This window comes from Paraburkholderia hospita, assembly GCF_002902965.1.
Classification (GTDB): Bacteria; Pseudomonadota; Gammaproteobacteria; order Burkholderiales; family Burkholderiaceae; genus Paraburkholderia; species Paraburkholderia hospita.
Genome location: NZ_CP026107.1, coordinates 1821387 through 1839289, shown reverse-complemented (window position 1 = coordinate 1839289; position 17903 = coordinate 1821387). Strand labels below are relative to the sequence as shown.

General features: G+C 60.9%; 17 protein-coding genes. 12 read left to right on the top strand and 5 right to left on the bottom strand.

Annotated elements, in window-relative coordinates:
• Positions 1–102: 102 nt before the first annotated feature.
• The 4 genes from C2L64_RS53660 (at position 103) to C2L64_RS41565 (ending at position 2754) form a co-directional block, all read left to right on the top strand.
• A complete protein-coding gene (locus C2L64_RS53660; RefSeq protein WP_131542579.1) occupies positions 103–717 on the top strand; it encodes a hypothetical protein in 615 nt (204 codons plus the stop codon).
• 144 nt (positions 718–861) lie between these two features.
• Positions 862–1329, top strand: coding sequence for an RNase A-like domain-containing protein (locus C2L64_RS41575; RefSeq protein WP_238554530.1), 468 nt, complete (start codon positions 862–864; stop codon positions 1327–1329).
• Positions 1330–1397: 68 nt separating this feature from the next.
• Positions 1398–2390 (top strand): M12 family metallopeptidase, encoded by a 993-nt coding sequence (locus C2L64_RS41570; RefSeq protein WP_007577441.1) that lies wholly within the window; start codon positions 1398–1400, stop codon positions 2388–2390.
• Positions 2391–2487: 97 nt separating this feature from the next.
• On the top strand, positions 2488–2754 hold the full coding sequence (locus tag C2L64_RS41565; protein ID WP_242681719.1) for a hypothetical protein: 267 nt from the start codon (positions 2488–2490) through the stop codon (positions 2752–2754).
• Positions 2755–2926: 172 nt separating this feature from the next.
• Here the strand turns inward: C2L64_RS41565 and C2L64_RS41560 are convergent, their stop codons facing one another.
• The gene (locus tag C2L64_RS41560; RefSeq protein WP_007577437.1) at positions 2927–3967 is read right to left on the bottom strand and encodes a LacI family DNA-binding transcriptional regulator; all 1041 of its coding nucleotides are present in this window, start codon (positions 3965–3967) and stop codon (positions 2927–2929) included.
• A 274-nt stretch (positions 3968–4241) separates the two neighbouring features.
• Here C2L64_RS41560 and C2L64_RS41555 point away from each other — a divergent pair, with 274 nt between their 5' ends.
• From C2L64_RS41555 to C2L64_RS41530, 6 genes are all read left to right on the top strand, one after another.
• A complete protein-coding gene (locus C2L64_RS41555; RefSeq protein ID WP_007577435.1) occupies positions 4242–4868 on the top strand; it encodes a response regulator transcription factor in 627 nt (208 codons plus the stop codon).
• Positions 4869–4953: 85 nt separating this feature from the next.
• Positions 4954–5289 carry a response regulator gene (locus C2L64_RS41550; protein ID WP_236674283.1) on the top strand — a complete coding sequence of 112 codons (336 nt, stop codon included), beginning with the start codon at positions 4954–4956 and terminating at the stop codon, positions 5287–5289.
• Between the two features lie 45 nt (positions 5290–5334).
• Positions 5335–5742, top strand: coding sequence for a YtcA family lipoprotein (locus tag C2L64_RS41545; RefSeq protein ID WP_007577431.1), 408 nt, complete (start codon positions 5335–5337; stop codon positions 5740–5742).
• A gap of 15 nt (positions 5743–5757) precedes the next feature.
• Positions 5758–6810 carry a multidrug transporter subunit MdtN gene (gene mdtN, locus C2L64_RS41540; RefSeq protein WP_007577429.1) on the top strand — a complete coding sequence of 351 codons (1053 nt, stop codon included), beginning with the start codon at positions 5758–5760 and terminating at the stop codon, positions 6808–6810.
• Between the two features lie 9 nt (positions 6811–6819).
• The gene (locus C2L64_RS41535; protein ID WP_007577427.1) at positions 6820–8931 is read left to right on the top strand and encodes an FUSC family protein; all 2112 of its coding nucleotides are present in this window, start codon (positions 6820–6822) and stop codon (positions 8929–8931) included.
• Positions 8928–10421 (top strand): MdtP family multidrug efflux transporter outer membrane subunit, encoded by a 1494-nt coding sequence (locus tag C2L64_RS41530; protein WP_081498768.1) that lies wholly within the window; start codon positions 8928–8930, stop codon positions 10419–10421. The genes C2L64_RS41535 and C2L64_RS41530 overlap by 4 nt, the downstream gene beginning before the upstream one ends.
• A 39-nt stretch (positions 10422–10460) precedes the next feature.
• On the opposite strand, the gene C2L64_RS41525 is transcribed toward C2L64_RS41530, so the two are convergent.
• From C2L64_RS41525 to C2L64_RS41515, 3 genes are all read right to left on the bottom strand, one after another.
• Positions 10461–10811 (bottom strand): winged helix-turn-helix domain-containing protein, encoded by a 351-nt coding sequence (locus C2L64_RS41525; RefSeq protein ID WP_007577425.1) that lies wholly within the window; start codon positions 10809–10811, stop codon positions 10461–10463.
• A 281-nt stretch (positions 10812–11092) separates the two neighbouring features.
• Positions 11093–11479, bottom strand: coding sequence for a potassium channel family protein (locus C2L64_RS41520; protein ID WP_007577424.1), 387 nt, complete (start codon positions 11477–11479; stop codon positions 11093–11095).
• 122 nt (positions 11480–11601) lie between these two features.
• Positions 11602–12714: a sensor histidine kinase gene (locus tag C2L64_RS41515; protein WP_007577423.1), complete on the bottom strand. Its 1113-nt coding sequence runs from the start codon at positions 12712–12714 to the stop codon at positions 11602–11604.
• Between the two features lie 745 nt (positions 12715–13459).
• Between C2L64_RS41515 and C2L64_RS41510 the strand changes: the two genes are divergently transcribed.
• Positions 13460–14857 carry a sensor histidine kinase gene (locus C2L64_RS41510; protein WP_007577421.1) on the top strand — a complete coding sequence of 466 codons (1398 nt, stop codon included), beginning with the start codon at positions 13460–13462 and terminating at the stop codon, positions 14855–14857.
• Between the two features lie 202 nt (positions 14858–15059).
• Positions 15060–17105 carry an FUSC family protein gene (locus tag C2L64_RS41505; protein ID WP_007577420.1) on the top strand — a complete coding sequence of 682 codons (2046 nt, stop codon included), beginning with the start codon at positions 15060–15062 and terminating at the stop codon, positions 17103–17105.
• 32 nt (positions 17106–17137) lie between these two features.
• On the opposite strand, the gene C2L64_RS41500 is transcribed toward C2L64_RS41505, so the two are convergent.
• Positions 17138–17884 carry an SDR family oxidoreductase gene (locus C2L64_RS41500; protein WP_007577419.1) on the bottom strand — a complete coding sequence of 249 codons (747 nt, stop codon included), beginning with the start codon at positions 17882–17884 and terminating at the stop codon, positions 17138–17140.
• Positions 17885–17903 lie beyond the last annotated feature (19 nt).

Here is a 17903-nt window from a genome sequence, read left to right as displayed (position 1 = left end):
TTTTTATCGGCCTGTCGAGGCGTCTTGTGGGTCGGCTCTGGCCGGCCCGCGAACCCTGTCTTCGCAGGCACGTGCAGCGCATCCGATTTCCGGAGAACCACAATGAGTACAACGCCTCAGTCAGCCTTCTTTCTGATCGCGAATGACAGTGACGATCTGCAAACCAGTCGCGACAGAACGCTCGATATCTTTGGCCTTGTCGATGGCCATGCCACGTCGCGTATGCAACCCGATGTGCCTGACTCTTATCAGTCTATCGCCCGGCAGGCGTTGCTGCGGATCCCGGCGCTCGGTCCATCGACGGGCAGCAGGTCTTCCGAGCAATCCGTGTCGTGTCTGGAAGGCGTGGCAAGGGTGCTAGGGAGGATGCCGTTCAGCCGGCCAGAGCAGCAAGTGAACTTTCTCGTCGAGCAGGGTTTGATTCCGCCTGACGACGAGTCTGAACAGGTTGCGCTGACGCTCTATTGCGGCGAGGTCTCACCGGCTATCGTACACGGCGGTCCGACGATCCGCGTGTGGTTCGCGTTCGTCAACTGGACGCGCGGCGCCTATCCCGGATCGGGCGGTTCGATCTCGTGCGACGCAATCGGTGCAAGCGTTCTGGACAGCTGGTTCACAGCCAATGCCAAGGCGTGGGCGACGATGACCAAAGCGGGAAATGGGCAAGCGGTTCGCGAATCCCATCGCCTTCTCGAATTGCCTGCACGAGACGACTGAAGAGCCGGATCCGTACGTTGTTTCGCTTATCAAAACGAGGTGAAGGAAATGCGTACTTCTCAAATGACGTTGAATCGTGTCCCGCGTCGAATTGCGAGGCGCGGCGCGATAGGACTTGTGTGGTGTGCGGCTTCATTGGCGACGGTGTCGGCCGTCGCGCAAACCTGTCGTGTGCCCGCCAATGGAAATTGGACCCAATGGCTGCAGGCGCAAGAGGACGCAGGAGGTCATGCGCTCGCGTGTCATGTCGGCGTATCGGTGAACGGCCTCATAGGCCGCCTGACGAATCGCGGTGGTCACAATGGTCCCGCGTGCATGCCAAACGGAAACGCCGCGAGCGCGTGGTCGAGTGAGGCGGCATTGCAGGATGCGCTGAGAACGCACATCGTGCAGGCGGGGGCTCGCTACCCGGGCGACGATCCCAACGACTACATCATCCATGGTACTGCGGCCACCACGGTGGGTACGGTTGTCACCGTATCGCATGACAAGAAGAACAACTCGCCCTGTCCGAACAAAAACGGGTATGTCTGCAAGAAGACGGCAAATTGGGTTGCAGTCGTGCGTAAAACTCCGGCCGACTGTTATCTCTTGACAGCGTATCCGCGTTGAACCGGCAGGCGTGTGTTTCGCGATTTAAAGGCAACGCAAGATTGATCGCTACTTTATGGAGGTGAGCTATGAGTGCGGACGACAAAGAACTTCTTCAGACGCTCGTGAAGATTCTGCAAGTTGCGGGCGCGGCAGTCAACGGCAATGCGTCGGATGGCGACGAGCAGAAAGACAACCCGGTAGCGGCGTCGGCGGTCCCACAGGGCGAAGCGCCATCGTGCTCGATAAAGACGCTTCCCGACCGGCTTTTCGTACCGGCGGCCCAAACAGCAATCAAGGTGAATCCCGTCAACGCACCCGCGCTTGCCGTGTCGTCGATGCTTGCTGCGAACGTGCCCTTCGAGCCGATGGCCATCGCAGTCATGACATCCAAGTACTGGGGGCCGACGCCGCGTCAACTGACGGTGAACTTCCTGGAAAGCACGCCCGCTGATCTTCGTGCGCGCATTCTGAGTCACATGAATGCGTGGGCGCGGGTATCGTGCGTCACGTTCGTCGAAACGCAGGGGGCGGCGGACGTTCGCATTTCTCGTGGCCCGGGAGGATACTGGTCGTATCTCGGCACGGACATTCTTCATATCCCGAAAGATCGTCCGACGATGAATCTGGAAGCGTTCACGATGAATACGGCGGAGTCGGAATACCTGCGTGTCGTTCGACACGAAACCGGGCACACGCTGGGCTTTCCGCACGAGCATATGCGCCAGGAACTGGTCGCGCGGATCGATCCGCAAAAAGCCTACGACTTTTTCTACCGGCAGTACGGCTGGAACAAGACGGCAGTGGATCAGCAGGTGCTCACCGCGCTTGATCAGCAGTCGATCTTCGCAACCCCGCCCGATCAGACGTCGATCATGTGCTATCAGCTTCCAGGAACCATCACCAAGGATGGACAGCCTATTCAGGGCGGCCTGGATATCAACGGCACGGATTACGCGTTTGCCGCGCAGATCTATCCGAAACTGGCGTCCAGCACGATGGATGCGCCGGACGACGCGCAGAAGTCATCTGCGGATCGGGACGCCTGGAGCGCATCGGAAGATGTAGAGGTCACGGTGTGAGGAAGCTATATTCTTTTATCAGCCAAACGAGACTTGCAAGTGAGCGACGATGAGTCGATTGATAGAGCTGAGGCTAACGGACTCGCTACCCGGGACATTGCATATTGAAGCCGGCGATGTTCTCATCGTGCCGGCGATGGGCGGGCACGTCCTTTCCGGGGCGGACGTGCTCGAGTTTCTGGGCCCATTTCTTCCCGGCGTGATGGGGGAGGACGGACACGTCATCACGCCAGCGGGTCTGCCTAACGGGATCATGTTCGTGGCGCGGCGCGCGGGCCATGCGACGATCGACCTCGTCGCCGGAGACTGGCAGGCCCAACGGTTCTTCATCCTCGAGGTCGTCGTAGCGGCGAGCGGCGCGTGATGGCCGTCGAAGGTGAGTGGCCAGGTGCTGACATGCAGTCCGTCGTCAACCATCAGTTTCTGCACCCATGCCCCACGGTTCATCACGTGGCCGACAGACGCGTCATGCAATGTTCGCCGAAGCCCCTCGGCTAATGTTTCGCGTTGAATGGCAAGCATGTCAAACACCGCCATCAATGGTATCGGCTTGCAATGTGCTCGGGAATATTCTCCGGCGTTACCACGACAACGGATGACGATGGCGATACAGCCGACGCCGGCAACAGTCGATGAAAATGCATGACGTGTTGGCACGCCGACCGCATGTCCTGACGAAGCTCGTGATGCAAGATCGCCTGTATTTTGCCTTCGCGCAGAAGTCCGACGTTATCCCTGTCGAGGTCATGTCCGATAAAGCGAACGGGGGACCGCTGCCTCGCTTCGATTGCCCTGAGAATGGCGATGTTTCCGCCGCCCATCGAGTAGACCGCGTCGATTTTCTTGTGTGCGGTAATGACCTTGAGAACCCGTTCTTCAGTGAGCGAGTCAAGGCCATGACCACCGCTGGCGTCAATCAGCGTGAGCTGCGGTTGACGGGCTCTTAACGCGCGCCGGAAGCTTATTTCACGTTCTTCTTCGCCGCGGAAGCGCTCGTCGCTCATCGTTATCAAAACGTTTCCCGGCTGCGGAGCCAGCCATTGGGTAATGAGATACGCCGCGGTGGCCCCGGCGACGCGATTGTCGAGCCCGGCATAGGCAATGCGCCCAGACGATGGGACGTCCGTGAAGGTCGTGATGACAGGAATGCCGCTTCGTTGCAACTCGCGTATCGCTTCTGCGATTTCGGGAACGTCGCGCGCCTTCAGAAACACGCCATGGCTGCCTCGTCGTCCAATCGATCGAAGCGTATCGAGGACTTCATCCGTCGTCATCGTCTCGCGCAAGTGGAATCGCGGTCGAAAGACGGCAGGGTGCAGCACCGGCAACTCGGCTTCGAGCGCACTCCTTATCTCGTCGGCAAACCGGGCCGGCGCTTCCACGACGACGTCGACAATCAACTTTCGCCCGGTGGTTGCCAGTTGCAGTTCCTGCTTCTCGAGTTCCCTGATAGCCTGCTCAACGCGCTTGCGGGTGTGTTCCCGAACGTGGGCACGATCATTTAGCACCCGGTCGACAGTTGCGACACCGAGCCCCGCCTGAAGTGCTATCTCCTTGATAAGGAAGCGATGAGCCATAGGGCACCTCAAGCTTGATAGATTTTTGATGGATAAATGATACTTCGGACCTGGCGACGATTCCATCCGCCCGATGACGCGAGGCGATCTACCTACAGCGTCATATCCGGCGCCGCCATTACATAATCATGTAATGCGGCCCGCACTTCCGGGGGCCGATCCCGGCGGTATAATTTTTCTCCGGCACGGCCGCGTGAGCGTCGCATCCAGCGACATCATCGTGGGCCGGCTGTCCGAGGTCAGGGGAGGCGCCTCCTGACAACAGAGGGGTTCCATGGAATCCGCAGGTGAACTGGTGTATCTGGTCGACGACGACGAGCGGGTGCGAGAGGCACTCGCTGCGCTGCTGCGTGCAAACGGAAGAACCGTCCACCCGTTCAACTCCGGCAAAGCCTTTCTCGACACGCCGCGTCAAAAAGCCGTTGCGTGTCTGATCCTCGATATGAGAATGCCGGGCTTGAGTGGCCTGGACGTCCAGAAGCTTGTCAGCGCGGACGCTCATATTCCCGTCATTTTCATCACGGGGAGAGGCGATGTGCCATCCACGGTCCTGGCCATGAAGGGCGGCGCGGTTGACTTTCTCACCAAGCCCATCGACGAAGACGCGTTGCTCAACGCGGTCGATGCGGCACTCGCCAAAGCCCATGTTCTTCGCGCGGAGGCGGCAGATACAGCGGCGCTCCACGCGCTCTATCAATCGCTGACACCGCGTGAGCAGGAACTCTTGCCATTACTCGTCAGTGGCTTGCTCAACAAGCAGGCGGCGGCCGTCCTTGGTATCACCGAATACACCGTCCAGGTACATCGAGGCCACATAATGAGAAAAATGCGCGCAGATTCATTCGCCACGCTAGTCAGGCAGGCAAGCAAACTGCAGCTCGAAGCATCGCCGACACGATAGTCCAGAGCCTGGCGCCAGCGCCAGTTCCATGTTGGACCCATGAGCCGGAAAAACAATGTGCGCGTCTGCGGTTCGAACCGTTGCCGTGATTGATGATGACCGTCGCGTCCTGGCGGCTCTGGCTAACCTGCTGGCTTCTGGCGGGTATGGAACGCGGGTTTATGAATCCGCAGTGGATTTCTTCTCCGATGGTTACTCGGGCCTTTTATGCGTTGTCACCGACCTGGGAATGCGGCCCATCGACGGCATTCAGGTACTCGATAGAACGGTTCAGTCGGGCGCCGCCACGCCCGTCATCATTATCACGGGCAAACCGACCGGGCATACGGAAGACTATTATCTGCAGAGAGGCGCATTGGGGTTCTTCCGGAAGCCTGTCGATGGCGACGCGTTGCTAGACTTGCTGGATAGCATCCAGTGATCGCGCCAGAGTTTAAGTAAGCCTTTGGGAAACACAGCTCGCTGCGTGATTCACATCATTCTTTATTACGGCGACACTACATATTCATGTAATGCGCACGGCTTCATTGCCGCGTTATTGTTGCGAATTCGACGCTTTGCCCGGGGGCTGCACGCCTTGAAACGACACGTTCCATTCGCCAAAGACTCACATGCAAAGCGTGCAACCGGGACGGCGGCAATCGCCGCGGTTTTCGTCTCGGGGTGCGCGAATTCGCCATCCCTCAACGTACTCGGCGCGTACTTTCCGGACTGGCTGTTCTGTCTCATCGCGGGCGTGGTGCTCACGGTCGTCGTCCATCTGATTGTCAAACGCTTGCGGGCCCAGCTTCTGGTGTGGCCTGCGGCGGTGGTGTATCCCACGCTTGTCACTTTTCTTTCACTCGCTGTCTGGTTGATGCTGTTCCAACATTGATCTTCAGGTAATGCAATGGCGACAACTGCCAACCGGACAAAGAAGCGCGCATGGCCGGCCATCATCCTGGTCGTGCTGACGCTGCTATTGGTGGTCTTCGTGATCCGCCAGCTGGAACGCGCGCCGCGCACCGACGACGCCTATGTCTATGCGGATACGATCGACGTCGTACCCGAGGTGAACGGCCGCATCGTCGAATTGCCCGTGCACGACAACCAGGCGGTGAAGCAGGGCGATCTGCTGTTTCGCATCGATCCGCGTCCGTATCAGGATGCGCTGACGCGGGGCAAGGCGTCGCTCGTTGCGCTCGACCGGCAGATCGAATTGACCCAGCGCACGGTCAACGCGCAGCAGTACAACGCGGAGTCGGTGCGCGCGGCCGTCGAGCGCGCACGAGCCGCAGCCGCTCAGGCGTCCGATACGCTACACCGCATGGAGCCGCTGTTGTCACACGGTTATGTGTCGGCGGAAGACGTCGACCGTGCGCGCACCGCTCAACGCGCCACGCAGGCCGAACTCAGCGCCGCGCAACTGCAGGCGCAGCAGGCGGCAGCGGCTGTGAGCGGCGTCGATGCGCTGGTCGCGCAACGCGCCGTTGTCACGGCGGAGATCTCCCTTGCTGAGCTGAATCTCGAGTACGCGACGGTGCGAGCGCCTTTCGACGGACGCATTGTGTCGTTGAAGACGGCGACGGGCCAGTTTGCAACCGCGCTCAAACCTGTCTTCACCTTGATCGATACGCGCCACTGGTACGTGGTCGCGAACTTTCGTGAGACGGAACTCAAGGGCATCAAGACGGGGACGCCCGCGACGGTGTATCTGATGAGCGATACGGACCAGCGCTTTCGGGGCAGCGTCGATTCGATCAGTTATGGCATCGCGTCCGACGAAGCTGGTATCGCCTTGCCGGGCGGATTGCCGCGCATTCAACGCACGCTTAACTGGGTTCATGTGTCGCAGCGGTTTCCGGTCAAGATCCGTGTGGACGATCCGAACCCCGAGCTGTTCCGCGTCGGTACGTCGGCGGTCGCGGTGCTGCACCCGGGCAACGACGGCGAAAGCCATTGAGGAGCGCCCATGGCCGTCGCCGACTACCTGCCCCCGATGCCCGTTATGCTGCGCGATGCATGCGATTTCCTGACACGCGAGCTTGCGCCTTTTCCTGGTCGGCTCAACGTGATGTTGCGTTGCATGCTAACCAGCGCAATCGTGATCGTCGCATCGATGGCGCTCGAAGTGCCGGAGCTTCCGCTGTCGCTGCTGGTGATGTTTTACGTCACGCAGGCGAACGTGGTGGTCACGCGGCTGGTCGGCATCATGTTCATGGTCGGATCGACGCTCGCCATTGGCCTGTCGATCCTGCTGCTGAAGTTCACATTCGATTATCCGTTGCTGCGCATCGTCGTCGCGAGTGTGGTGTTTTTCGGCAGCGTGTATTTGCTGCGCGTTCTGAAGATCGGCGTGGTGTTTTTTATCGTCGCCATCGTCGTGATCTATGTGCAGAGCTTCGTCGACCAGACGGATCAGGCCGACTTGCTGATTCGCGCGGTGTTGTGGGTATGGGTCGCCGTCAACTATCCGATCGCGCTGGCGCTCGTGGTCAATACGCTGCTGTTGCCCGCCGAACCGCAGTTGCAGCTCAACGCGGAAATCCATCGGCAACTTGCGGCGCTGGATATGCGCCTGACGCACCTGATCGACAACACCCCGAACGTCACGCCGATCACGTTGGCCACCGTGCAGCAAGGCGCGCTGACGTTGCAAAAGCTGTTGCGGTTCACGATGATGCGAGACGCGCGTTATCGTGAGCATCAGGCGGCGCAGCTTGCGTGCATCGCGACCGTGTCGCGTCTCTATCGCGGCGCGAGCGAGTTGCCCGATACGTGGCCGGCGCATTCGCCGGCGCGGCGTGCGATGTTGTCCGAGTTGCGGGCCAACGTCCGGGCACTCGACGAAGCGGTGATGTCGGGTGAACCGTATCGTCACGTGAGCACCGCGACACCCGAAGAACACCATGCAGCCGACACGATTCCCGCCGCAGGCGAGTTGCAGCGCGCGCTGCATGCGTACGCGGATCTCGCCGCGCGCGATGCGGAGACTGGCAAGCCGGCCGCCGCCGAGCCGATGGTGGCGCCCGACGCATGGACCAATCCCGCGTACCTGCGCTTTTCGTTGAAGACGCTGCTCGCCGTGCTGGCCTGCTACGTGTTCTACAACGCGGTCGACTGGCAGGGCATACACACGATCATGCTGACCTGCGTGATCGTCGCGCTGCCGAGCCTCGGCGCATCGACGCAGCGTGCGCTACTGCGGCTGACCGGGGCCGCCATCGGCAGTGCGCTGGCGCTCTTCATGGTGGTATTCGTCATTCCCCATCTCGACGATATTGTCGGCCTGCTGTTGATCACGCTGCCCGTCGCCGCGCTCGGGGCGTGGATATCGGCGGGCTCGGAGCGGATCGGCTACGCCGGCATCCAGGTGATATTCACGTTCTCGCTCGCCGTTCTCGGGCAGTTCGGCCCGACCACGAACCTGACTGAAATCCGCGACCGGATGGTGGGTATTCTGCTGGGCGTCGGTGTGGCGACCTTTGTGCAGATGTCGTTCTGGCGGGAAGGCGAGGGCGACGCGTTGCGGCAGAGACTCGCAACCATGTTGCGCGCGATCGCCGCACAGTTGCGCACGCCCAGCGACGACGCGGGGGACGAGTTGCCGTACACGCAGCGCCAGTTGAAGGCATGGGCGGTATTGGCCGATTGCGAGGCGACGCTCGCGCGTGTCGCACTCGAGCCCAGCTGGCAGGAAGCCGAACATGCGCAATGGACATTGCGCGCGCAAACCGTGCTCGCGCAGACACGCGAGATCATGCTCGCGGGCGATGCGCTGCGCAGTACGCTGGTCGCGCAAGCGGGAGCGTCGAACTCCCAAACGGTCGATGCCGTGCGCTCGACGCAAGAACAGGCGCGCGTCGAACTCAACCGGTACGCGGACGAGCTTGCGGCAAGCCCGCCCGACGCCCGCGCGCCGCGACGCAGCGAGATCGCTGCACAAGAAGCTGTCGAAGCCGCCGACAGGCCGCTCATCGCCGCAGCGGACGAACTGTCGCGGCAAGTCGCGGGGTTGCCGGACTGGCGCGCCGAGGTAGAGGACGGGGTGTCGGTTGCGGCGCCCTCATCACAGCCCATATGAACATGAATCAGCGATCGGTTTTGCGTGATGGGCGGTGGCGTCGACGCGTGTTATGCGTGGCGTGGCTATCGTCCGCGCTGTCGGGGTGCGCGCTGATCCATCATGACAGTGCGCCCTATACGGAGATTGCCCCGGATCAGATCAATCTCGCGAACGACATCCATCTCGCGCGCGATGGCTGGCCCGCCGCGCGCTGGTGGACACGCTATGGCGATGAGCAACTCGACGCGCTGATCGATCAGGCGCTCGCCAACGCCCCGACGATGGTGATTGCGCGCACGCGCGTCGCGCAGGCCAGATCGGATGTCGAGCTGGTCAGCGCGGGGACGGGCTTACAGGTGGTCGCGCTGGCGTCGCTGGATCGCGAGCACGTTTCCGCAAACGGCTTTCTTGGCCCGTTTGCCGAGAATGAACCGGCTTTAGGGCTGACGGGGCCGTGGTACACCGAGGGCGTTGTCGGGCTGGGTGCGAGCCTGAATGTCGACCTCTGGGGCAAGCAGCGCGCACAGGTCGCCGCATCGCTCGGCGTGAGCAATGCACGGCTCGCCGAGACGTCCGCGGTCGAACTCGAAATCTCGGCGGATGTCGCGCAGCTTTACTACGGCATTCAAACGACTTATCAGCTCATCGATCTGCTAAACGAATTGCATGAGACAGCAGAGTTCGCAGTGCAGGCACACGAAGCGCGCGCCGCGCGCGGCCTCGAAGCGCGCACCCTGCTCGAAGAAGCGCGAGCGCAGCAACTGGCCGTCGAGCGGCAGATCGTGTCGGCGCAAGCGCAGATCAAGCAGTTTCGCGAATCGATGCGGGCGCTGGTCGGCGCGGGCCCCGATGGCCTGCCCGTCATCGAGCCCGTCGCGCTGCCGCGCTCGCAGGCCGCGTTGCCGCCGGCGCTCTCGTATGAACTGCTGGCCCGGCGCCCCGATCTGCAGGCGATGCGCTGGTATGTCGAATCGTCGTTCGACCAGATCGATGCGGCAAAGGCGGCGTTCTATCCGAGCTTCGACATCAAGGCGTTCTTCGGCTTCAATGCCTTGCACCTCGCCGACCTTTTCACACATGCGAGCCAGCAGATCAATCTGATTCCGGGCCTAACTCTGCCGATCTTCGACGGCGGCCGGCTCAACGCGAACCTTGGCGGCGCACGCGAGGGAAGCAACCTGTTGATCGAGCAGTACAACCAGGCCGTCCTCAATGCGGTGCGTGATGTCGCGCAGACGGGCAGCCGCCTGCAGGCGCTCGATGCCCAGACGGAGCTGCAGAAGCGGCGGATCGAATCGATTGCGTTCACGAGGGACAGCGTCGAAGCGCATTATCAACGCGGACTGACGAGCCGGCTGGCGGCGCTTCAGGCACGCCAGCCGGTGATCGCCGAACAGGTTGCGCTGCTGGAGCTTCGGGGGCAGACGCTCAGTCAGGAGATCGCCTTGACCAAGGCACTCGGCGGCGGCTATCGCGCTGCGGCGCCCGTCGAACTGAAGCCGCGTTGAGCGGCGCCGCGCGCCGATGCACTTCAGAACACAACTCGGCTATCTTGCAGACCGCATCAACTGGGCATGCGCGACGAGCATGGGAATCAGATAAGCCGGCTGTGCCGGTCGCAACAGACGGTAGCCGCGCCCAGGCACGGATACAAGCAACCTGCGATGTTCGCCCATCATTTTGCGGATCATGCAGATGTGCACACGAAGATTGTTTTCGGCGACCACCGTGTGCGGCCAGACCTGGTCTGTGAGCGTTTCCTTTGTCACCAGCGCGCCGTTTGCTTCGATAAGGACGAGCAATACATCCATCGCTCTGCAACCAAGTTCGACAAGAACACCGTCGACGAACACTTCTCTACGGTCCGGGAACACAGTCAGGTTTTCGATGCGAATCATGGTGTTGCATATCCGATTGATTGAGACTTGTGCGGCCCGTTGACGGCCGCACGTGCTCGGGAAAACAGGCTCATGCGTTCGCGTGCCCGCGCGGCCCCGTCTCGCGCATGAATATCGCAAGCATGATTGCGAGCACTATCGCTTCCATACTCGCAAACGATTCGCCCGGTGCGAAGCGTAAGGCTACAGATGATAGGCGGCAGTCCGAAGGACGGCTATTACATGAATCTGGAATCAGCCGGGCCTGGAGAGCAAGGGAGCGGAAGGCGATCGCGTAGGGTTTAGCGTGGCCGCAGGCCAGCTCGTTGAGCCGCTACCTGAATGCCGTAGACAGTGGAGCCCGTTGTCACTCCCGTCATCAACACGCCGAGCAAACCCAGTAAAACCGCGATGATCCGACCAAGCGTGGTGGTCGGCACGACGTCGCCGTAGCCGATGGTCAGCGCAGTGACCGCGCAAAAATAAAGCGTCTCGCCCAGCGATGACTGCGCGCGCGTAGCCATATTGACGGCCCCGCCACCGTAGTACATTGCGATCGACAATACGAAGAAAAGCACGACCATGATGGCCAGAATACTGCGCAGGTGCCAGAGAACCTTTGCGACTTCGACAACTGCATCGTGCGGTGAGAGGCGGACGTGAAGATCGTCCTTGATGTCATTGCTCATGTTTCTTGAAACTGTCAGGTTAATTTAAGCTCTCTTCGAGAGAGCGCCGGAAAAAGCCACTGCTTTTTGCGCGAAGTACGTTGGAGTTCGCGAGAGAGCAGACGCTGGAAAGCCGTCATCCACTATTTAAACGGCGGCAGCGTAACAATAAAGATTGCGCCGAAGTCGGGGTTATTGCTGGCTGAAATTTCGCCGCTGTGAGCCTCGACGATCGAGCGGCAGCTTGAAAGACCCAGGCCTATGGCCCGCTCTCTCGTGGTAACGAAGGGTTCGAATATCGAGCATATCTCTTCACAGGCGATTCCGGGCCCGTTGTCCGCCACCGAGAACGCCACCGCACCGGCTTCAGTGGCCCATGTCGAAATGACAATTTGAGCAGGTCTGTCTTCTATCGCGGCCATTGCCTGTAGTGCGTTCTGCGTCAGGTTGATGAAGACCTGCTGAAGCCTCGTAGCGTTCGCCAAGGTATCTGGAAGTGACGGCGAGAGGCGGAGTTCGAGCGTTCCACCGCAGCGGGCCATCTGACGCCTGATGAATGGGGCGAGTTCCCGGACGACGTCGTTCATTGCCGTCGGCGTGAGTGGTGGCGGCAAGCGCTGGCAGCGTTCGTGAATCCGTACCATGATGGCGGACGCACGCCAGCCGTCGCTTGTCATCCGCTCGATGCAACCCTGGACTTCGCTCTTTGGCGGGTGGTCCTGATGCAGCCAGCGCAGCCCCGCGTTGCCATTCAATACGATTGCCGACAACGGCTGAGCAATCTCATGCGTAATCGAGGCGCTCAGCTCTTCAAGCGTGCTGAGATGCATTTCTTCGATGAGAAATGCCCGGATGTCGACGCTGTCGGTCGGACCTCGCTCGTGTCCGCCCGTCATGGGGCTATTGCGTGAACCGGGCGCGGCGTTCGCCGATTTCATTTCCATGACGATCGCGTTGAGTTTGCGCAGGCGATGTATAAGCAGCGTGAGCGCAAGCGACGACGGCAGGAACCCGGCAACGGCGAGGATCGTGTGCGTGCTGATTCGTGTGGATGCGTCTAGTGGTGCAAGAAGCAGCACGGCAAAGCATACATTTGCAGCCAGCACGAACACGTCCGACGATACATTTTTCGCGAAAGCCGAGAATAAACCAACTGCCGCGAGAAAGGTGACGACGACGAATGCCTCGCCAGGCTGACAGAGCCAGTTCAAATACGAGATCGCGGCCAGTATCTCCGCGCCCGCAAACCAGTCCACTGCCGCCGACGCTATGGCTAACATAGATGAAGTTTGTCTTTTAGTGCTGCCGTTCCAATGGAGGCAAGGCCCTCAGGCGACCTCCTGCCGGCGCACATCACTGTCAACAATTGTGTCAACTCGCAGCGCCTGGAATCGATGTTAGTTCGCAGGAAGTTGGCCCGCCATTACATGAAACTGGAGTCGCTTCGAATCTTCGCACGAGACTTGGCGCTGGCGTAGAACCTACTGTGTTCCAACAAGACCGAGGTCCAGCGCACGAGCCGCGGACGATCGATCAGATCCGCCGGCAGTCGCGGCGGGACGACCTTCGTCGAGAGGAAAACGTGCGGCCCGTTCGCGGGCGCTTCAACAGTCACACGCATTTTGCAATCACACGCATGGTTATCGGGGCACGCTTGTCGCCATCCCCCGTCGATTGCGCGCATCTCCCCAATAAGGGGGATGGCGGGCCGCGTTGCGCCGGGAGACCATGGATGCACCGGATGCGGATCGAAGCGCTCCCTGTGCGGGCAGCGCACCTTTCGATCTCCGCCGGGCGGCTCACTGAGGCTTCGCCGGGAACGGCCCGTTTCGCGCCACATGACACGCCGCATTGAATCGCATCGCAGAGTATCAGGCGGGAACCGTTCGGTGCGCAGCCGTAGAAGCCGCTGCGCCGACGCTGCTTGTTAGTCGAAATCGTGCGCCCGTTACCGATAGATAAATTGCCGTGCTAGCCAAAGTACCCAAAATCAGCACCCCCTTGCGAGAAAAAACCGTTTCCCTCGCTGCCGATCTGACCGATGTCGTCGAGCGCACGCTCGCGACACTGACGCCGCTCGACGGATACCGGTTACTGCCGCCAGCCGCCAAAGAGGATGTTCACGAATCCGTCGCGCTGTCAGCCAAAGTATGGTTCGAGACTCTGTTGTCGGGCGAACCTCCTTCCGCGCAGCACATGAACGTGTTTCGGGAAATCAGCCAGAGACGTGAGCCTCAACGCGTGCCACTGCAGAGCCTGCTTCAGGCGTTGCGCCTCGGATTGCGGGAAATCTGGAGCACCTACGTCGCGCTGGGAGAACTGGACGAGCATATTGGCAAAGAACTTCTGGTCGACGTCTCGCTGTATCTCTTCGATTACTTCGATCTCGTCGCGCAGATCATCGTCCACGCTTATCTGGCCGAGCAATATCGGCAGCCGGGGTGGACGGAACTGGCCGTCGCAATCGAGGAGGGCGCGCGCCGATCCGAAAACGTGCGGCACCATCTCATCGCGCTGCTCGGACAGTTGTCGGACGAGCCGCATCTGTTGTCGAGGCTAGAGCCCGGCCGGGCGCGAGAGCAACGCAGCGCTGAAGCGGCCGGTGCGCAAGTGATGAAGTTCTTTGGTATCGATGTCGATATCGATGACAGCGCAGAGGTCGCGAAGGCCTTGCGCGACGCGCAGGAGAAGCTTGCGCAGGCGTCACGGCTCGCGGCTGTCGCCGAACTATCCGCCTCCATTGCTCATGAACTCAACCAGCCCCTTCAGGCCGTCGTGGCGCATGGGCGTGCATGCTTGCGGTGGCTTGCTGCCACACCGCCGAGGATCGAGGAAGCGAGACTTTCGGCCGAGCACGTTGTCCGCGACGCGAATGCCGCAGCTGACGTGGTAAGCCGCATCCGGGCGCTCTTCAGGCATGCAGCCCCGCAAAAGGTGGAGCTCGACATCAACAAGCTGATCCTTCAGGTATGCACGCTGATGGCCGACGATATCCAGCGCAACGCGATTTCGCTCGAGACGATACTGTACGAAGACGTGCCGAAGATCAGCGCCGACGCGGTTCAGATTCAGCAGGTGCTCATGAACCTCGTGCGCAACGCAATCGAAGCGTTAGCGGCAACGGAGGAACGGCCGAAGCTGCTGGTAGTCCGCTCGCGTCGCGATGCGGATAGTGTGGTGATCGACGTGGAGGATCGCGGCACAGGGCAGGTGGACTTCGAGAGGATCTTCGAGCCGTTCTTCACCACCAAGAAAACAGGGATGGGGATGGGCCTGGCGATCTGCCGGTCTATTGTCGAAGCACACGCTGGCCGGATCTGGGCCGTGCGCAATGTGTCCCGCGGCGTGACGTTCGGCTTCACCCTCCCGATAGAGCGTTCGAACGCAACAGCACGTTGACAATGGCTGCCGATATTGCGCGCCTTCGCATCAGACGAGCAAGGTGAACCGCATGGCCGCGTCCTTTGCGGCTTCGACGCGTGCGCGTTATATGCGATTGTCCAGGCAGACTTCGAAGAAACGCGGGACACTGTGGGTCGTTTTACTGCGGGCCTGGACAATCTGCCGGGCGAGAAACTGATCCCCCACGCGATTTGTTCCGATGAATCTCCCTTCGCTGCGCGACTGGATTTTTTCGCTAAAGACCTTTCTTGCAGGGATGCTCGCGCTTTATATCGCGTTCTGGTTCGACCTGCCGAGGCCGTACTGGGCGCTGGCATCCGTCTATATCGTGTCGAACCCGTTCGTCGGCGCCACAAGGTCGAAGGCGCTGTATCGCGTGATCGGCACCGTGCTTGGCGCGCTCGCTTCCGTCGCCCTCGTGCCGCCTTTCGCGGAGACGCCTTATCTGTTGAGCGCTTTGATAGCGTTATGGACGGGCGTGTTCGTCTACATTTCGATCTCGACGCGTGCGGCCCGCAGCTACGTTTTCCTGCTCGCCAGTTATTCGCTGTCTGTCATTGCGTTACCGGCGCTATCGAACCCACTGAGCATCTTCGATGTGGCCGTGGCGCGAACTGAAGAGATCACGCTTGGCATTGTTTGCGCGAGCATCGTCGGCAGCGTTTTGTTTCCGAGCCGGCTAGCGCCGACGCTGATCGAGCGAACCGATTCATGGTTCCGCGACGCCACGCTTTACGCGAAAGAGTCGCTGGCGGGCCGGGCCGTGGGCGCGCTCGTGTCGGGAAGCCGCCAGAAGATGGCGACGAGTGTGCGCGGCTTCGAATTCCTGTTGAGCCAGTTGGCCTACGACCACGTCAGCCCAGCGATTCTCGCTCGCAGCGAGGAACTGCAAGGCCGGATGCAACTGATATTGCCTATCACCTCGGCTCTCGCCGACATACTCGCGGCCGCGCAAAAATCGGAGCCCGGCGTTCCTGTTGGCCTGAACGAACTACTGCGCGATACCTGCCGCTGGATGGACGCGTCGCTTGGCGAAGACCCCGAGCACGGGGCGCCGCTATTGCGGATGCGTATCGCGCAACTCGACCCGGCCCGCAACGAATTGACGACCTGGCAGGCGGCACTGTTATCCAGCGCGCTTTCGCGCTTGCGGCAAGTGGTGGATCTGTGGGCCGATTGCCGGAGCTTGCGCGACATGATCGTTCACGAAAAAGCGAGCTGGCGACCGCGGTTTCGTCATTGGCGGGTCGGCACGCGTCACGCTTTTCTCGACCGAGGTCTTGCCTTGTTCTCCGCCGGTTCGGCCGCGCTGGTCATCTTCGTTTCGTCCAGCATCTGGATTGCTTCGGGCTGGCAGGACGGTGCGGCGGCCGTGTCGCTGGGCGCTATCGGTGTCTGCTTTTTCGCCGCGCTCGACGAGCCCGTGCCCATGATGATTACTTTTCTGAAGTGCGCGACGATGGGCGTCGTCATTTCAGCGTTCTATCTGTTTGTCGTGTTGCCGAGTGGCCAGGATTTCGGCGTGCTGGTCATCTTCTTCTCATTCCTGTTTGTGCCGCTCGGCTTGTTGATGCCACGTCCGAAATGGGCATTGATATCGACGCTTGTAGCGTTGACGACGGCAACTTTTCTTGGCATCGACAGCGCCTATGACGCCAACATTTTGAACTTCCTGAATGCCAATCTCGCGGGGTTGGCCGGTGTGATGTTCGCTTCGGTGATGACGGGCGTCATCCGCCCGTTCGGAACGGATGCGGCGACGGCGCGACTCACCCGGTCCAGCTGGCGGGACGTCGTTCTCAGCGCGTCCACGTTATCGATCGGTCAGCAGCGCGATCTGAACGCGCGCATGCTCGACCGGCTCGTGCAGCTTATTCCGCGCGTGGCGCCGAGCGACGACGACAAGCACCCGTCGACGGAAAGCCTGCGCGACATGCGCGTTGCGCTCAACACACTCGACCTGCGCAGACTTTCGGGCAAGTTTTCCGGGGAGTTGCCGGTCGTGTTGAATCGCGTGCTCGACGATGTGCGGTCGTACTATGAACGATGCCTCGAATCGGGCGATCGGCAACGCTTACCACCGACGCTTGTAGTCGACGTCGATGCCGCCATCGAGCGGATCCTCGCAGACTTCGCGGCCGATCCCGGTGCGCCTGGCTACAAGCTGCGCAAAGGTGCGCTGCATTCGCTCGTTGGGCTCAGGCTGTCGCTGTTTCCAGCTACGAAATCTGGCGACGCGTCCTGACCCGAGTGCCCGATGGCCGCAACGTGTTGCGATCAACCCGCCGCAAACAGGTCGTTGAACTCGTTGACCCACGCGTGCTCGCCGGGTCCCGGATTGGCGCGCATCGACACGGCGGGACCCACGAGGATTTCGTTGGTATCGGTGCCCAGTTGCTCGATTGCGCCTTCGATGAACGTATCGAGCGGCATCGCGCGTTCTTCTTCGGTGCTGTTCAGCAACTCCGTGCGAACCCACGGCGGCGCGATTTCAATGAACGAGACCTTGCTGTCCCGAAGCAGATAGCGCTGCGACAGCGTGTACGAATGCAATGCGGCCTTGGTCGCGCTGTACACCGCCGCGATTGCAAGCGGCACGAAGCCCAATACCGACGTCACGTTCGCGACGACCGCGTCGTCGCGCGTCTTCAGATGCTCGATCAGTGCGGACGTCATGCGGATCGGCCCAAGCAGATTCGTATCGACGGTCGCGCGCATCAGGTCGTCGTCGACGGGACCTTGCGCGCCATCGGGATACATGACGCCGGCGTTGTTGATCAGCACGTTGAGGTCGGGATAGTCGGCAATCAGCCTGGCGGCAACGGCCTGAACGTCCGCGGGATTGTTGATGTCGAGCGACACCGCGCGCATGCCGGGATTCGCATCGATGGTTGCCTGCAGACGCTCGGCGCGCCTGCCCGAAATGATGACCTCGTTGCCGCGCTTGTGCAGCGCCTCGGCCAGTCCGCGGCCGATGCCCGAGCCGCCGCCTGTGATGAAGATGGTGTTGCCTGTGAGTTTCATGTTCGACTCGCTGTGAAAT

Bases quoted from the DNA above. Each gene is read 5' to 3' on its own strand.
- C2L64_RS53660 (WP_131542579.1), top strand. From the start codon at position 103: ATGAGTACAACGCCTCAGTCAGCCTTCTTTCTGATCGCGAATGACAGT.
- C2L64_RS41570 (WP_007577441.1), top strand. From the start codon at position 1,398: ATGAGTGCGGACGACAAAGAACTTCTTCAGACGCTCGTGAAGATTCTG.
- C2L64_RS41560 (WP_007577437.1), bottom strand. From the start codon at position 3,967: ATGGCTCATCGCTTCCTTATCAAGGAGATAGCACTTCAGGCGGGGCTC.
- C2L64_RS41555 (WP_007577435.1), top strand. From the start codon at position 4,242: ATGGAATCCGCAGGTGAACTGGTGTATCTGGTCGACGACGACGAGCGG.
- mdtN (WP_007577429.1), top strand. From the start codon at position 5,758: ATGGCGACAACTGCCAACCGGACAAAGAAGCGCGCATGGCCGGCCATC.
- C2L64_RS41535 (WP_007577427.1), top strand. From the start codon at position 6,820: ATGGCCGTCGCCGACTACCTGCCCCCGATGCCCGTTATGCTGCGCGAT.
- C2L64_RS41530 (WP_081498768.1), top strand. From the start codon at position 8,928: ATGAACATGAATCAGCGATCGGTTTTGCGTGATGGGCGGTGGCGTCGA.
- C2L64_RS41525 (WP_007577425.1), bottom strand. From the start codon at position 10,811: ATGATTCGCATCGAAAACCTGACTGTGTTCCCGGACCGTAGAGAAGTG.
- C2L64_RS41520 (WP_007577424.1), bottom strand. From the start codon at position 11,479: ATGAGCAATGACATCAAGGACGATCTTCACGTCCGCCTCTCACCGCAC.
- C2L64_RS41505 (WP_007577420.1), top strand. From the start codon at position 15,060: ATGAATCTCCCTTCGCTGCGCGACTGGATTTTTTCGCTAAAGACCTTT.
- C2L64_RS41500 (WP_007577419.1), bottom strand. From the start codon at position 17,884: ATGAAACTCACAGGCAACACCATCTTCATCACAGGCGGCGGCTCGGGC.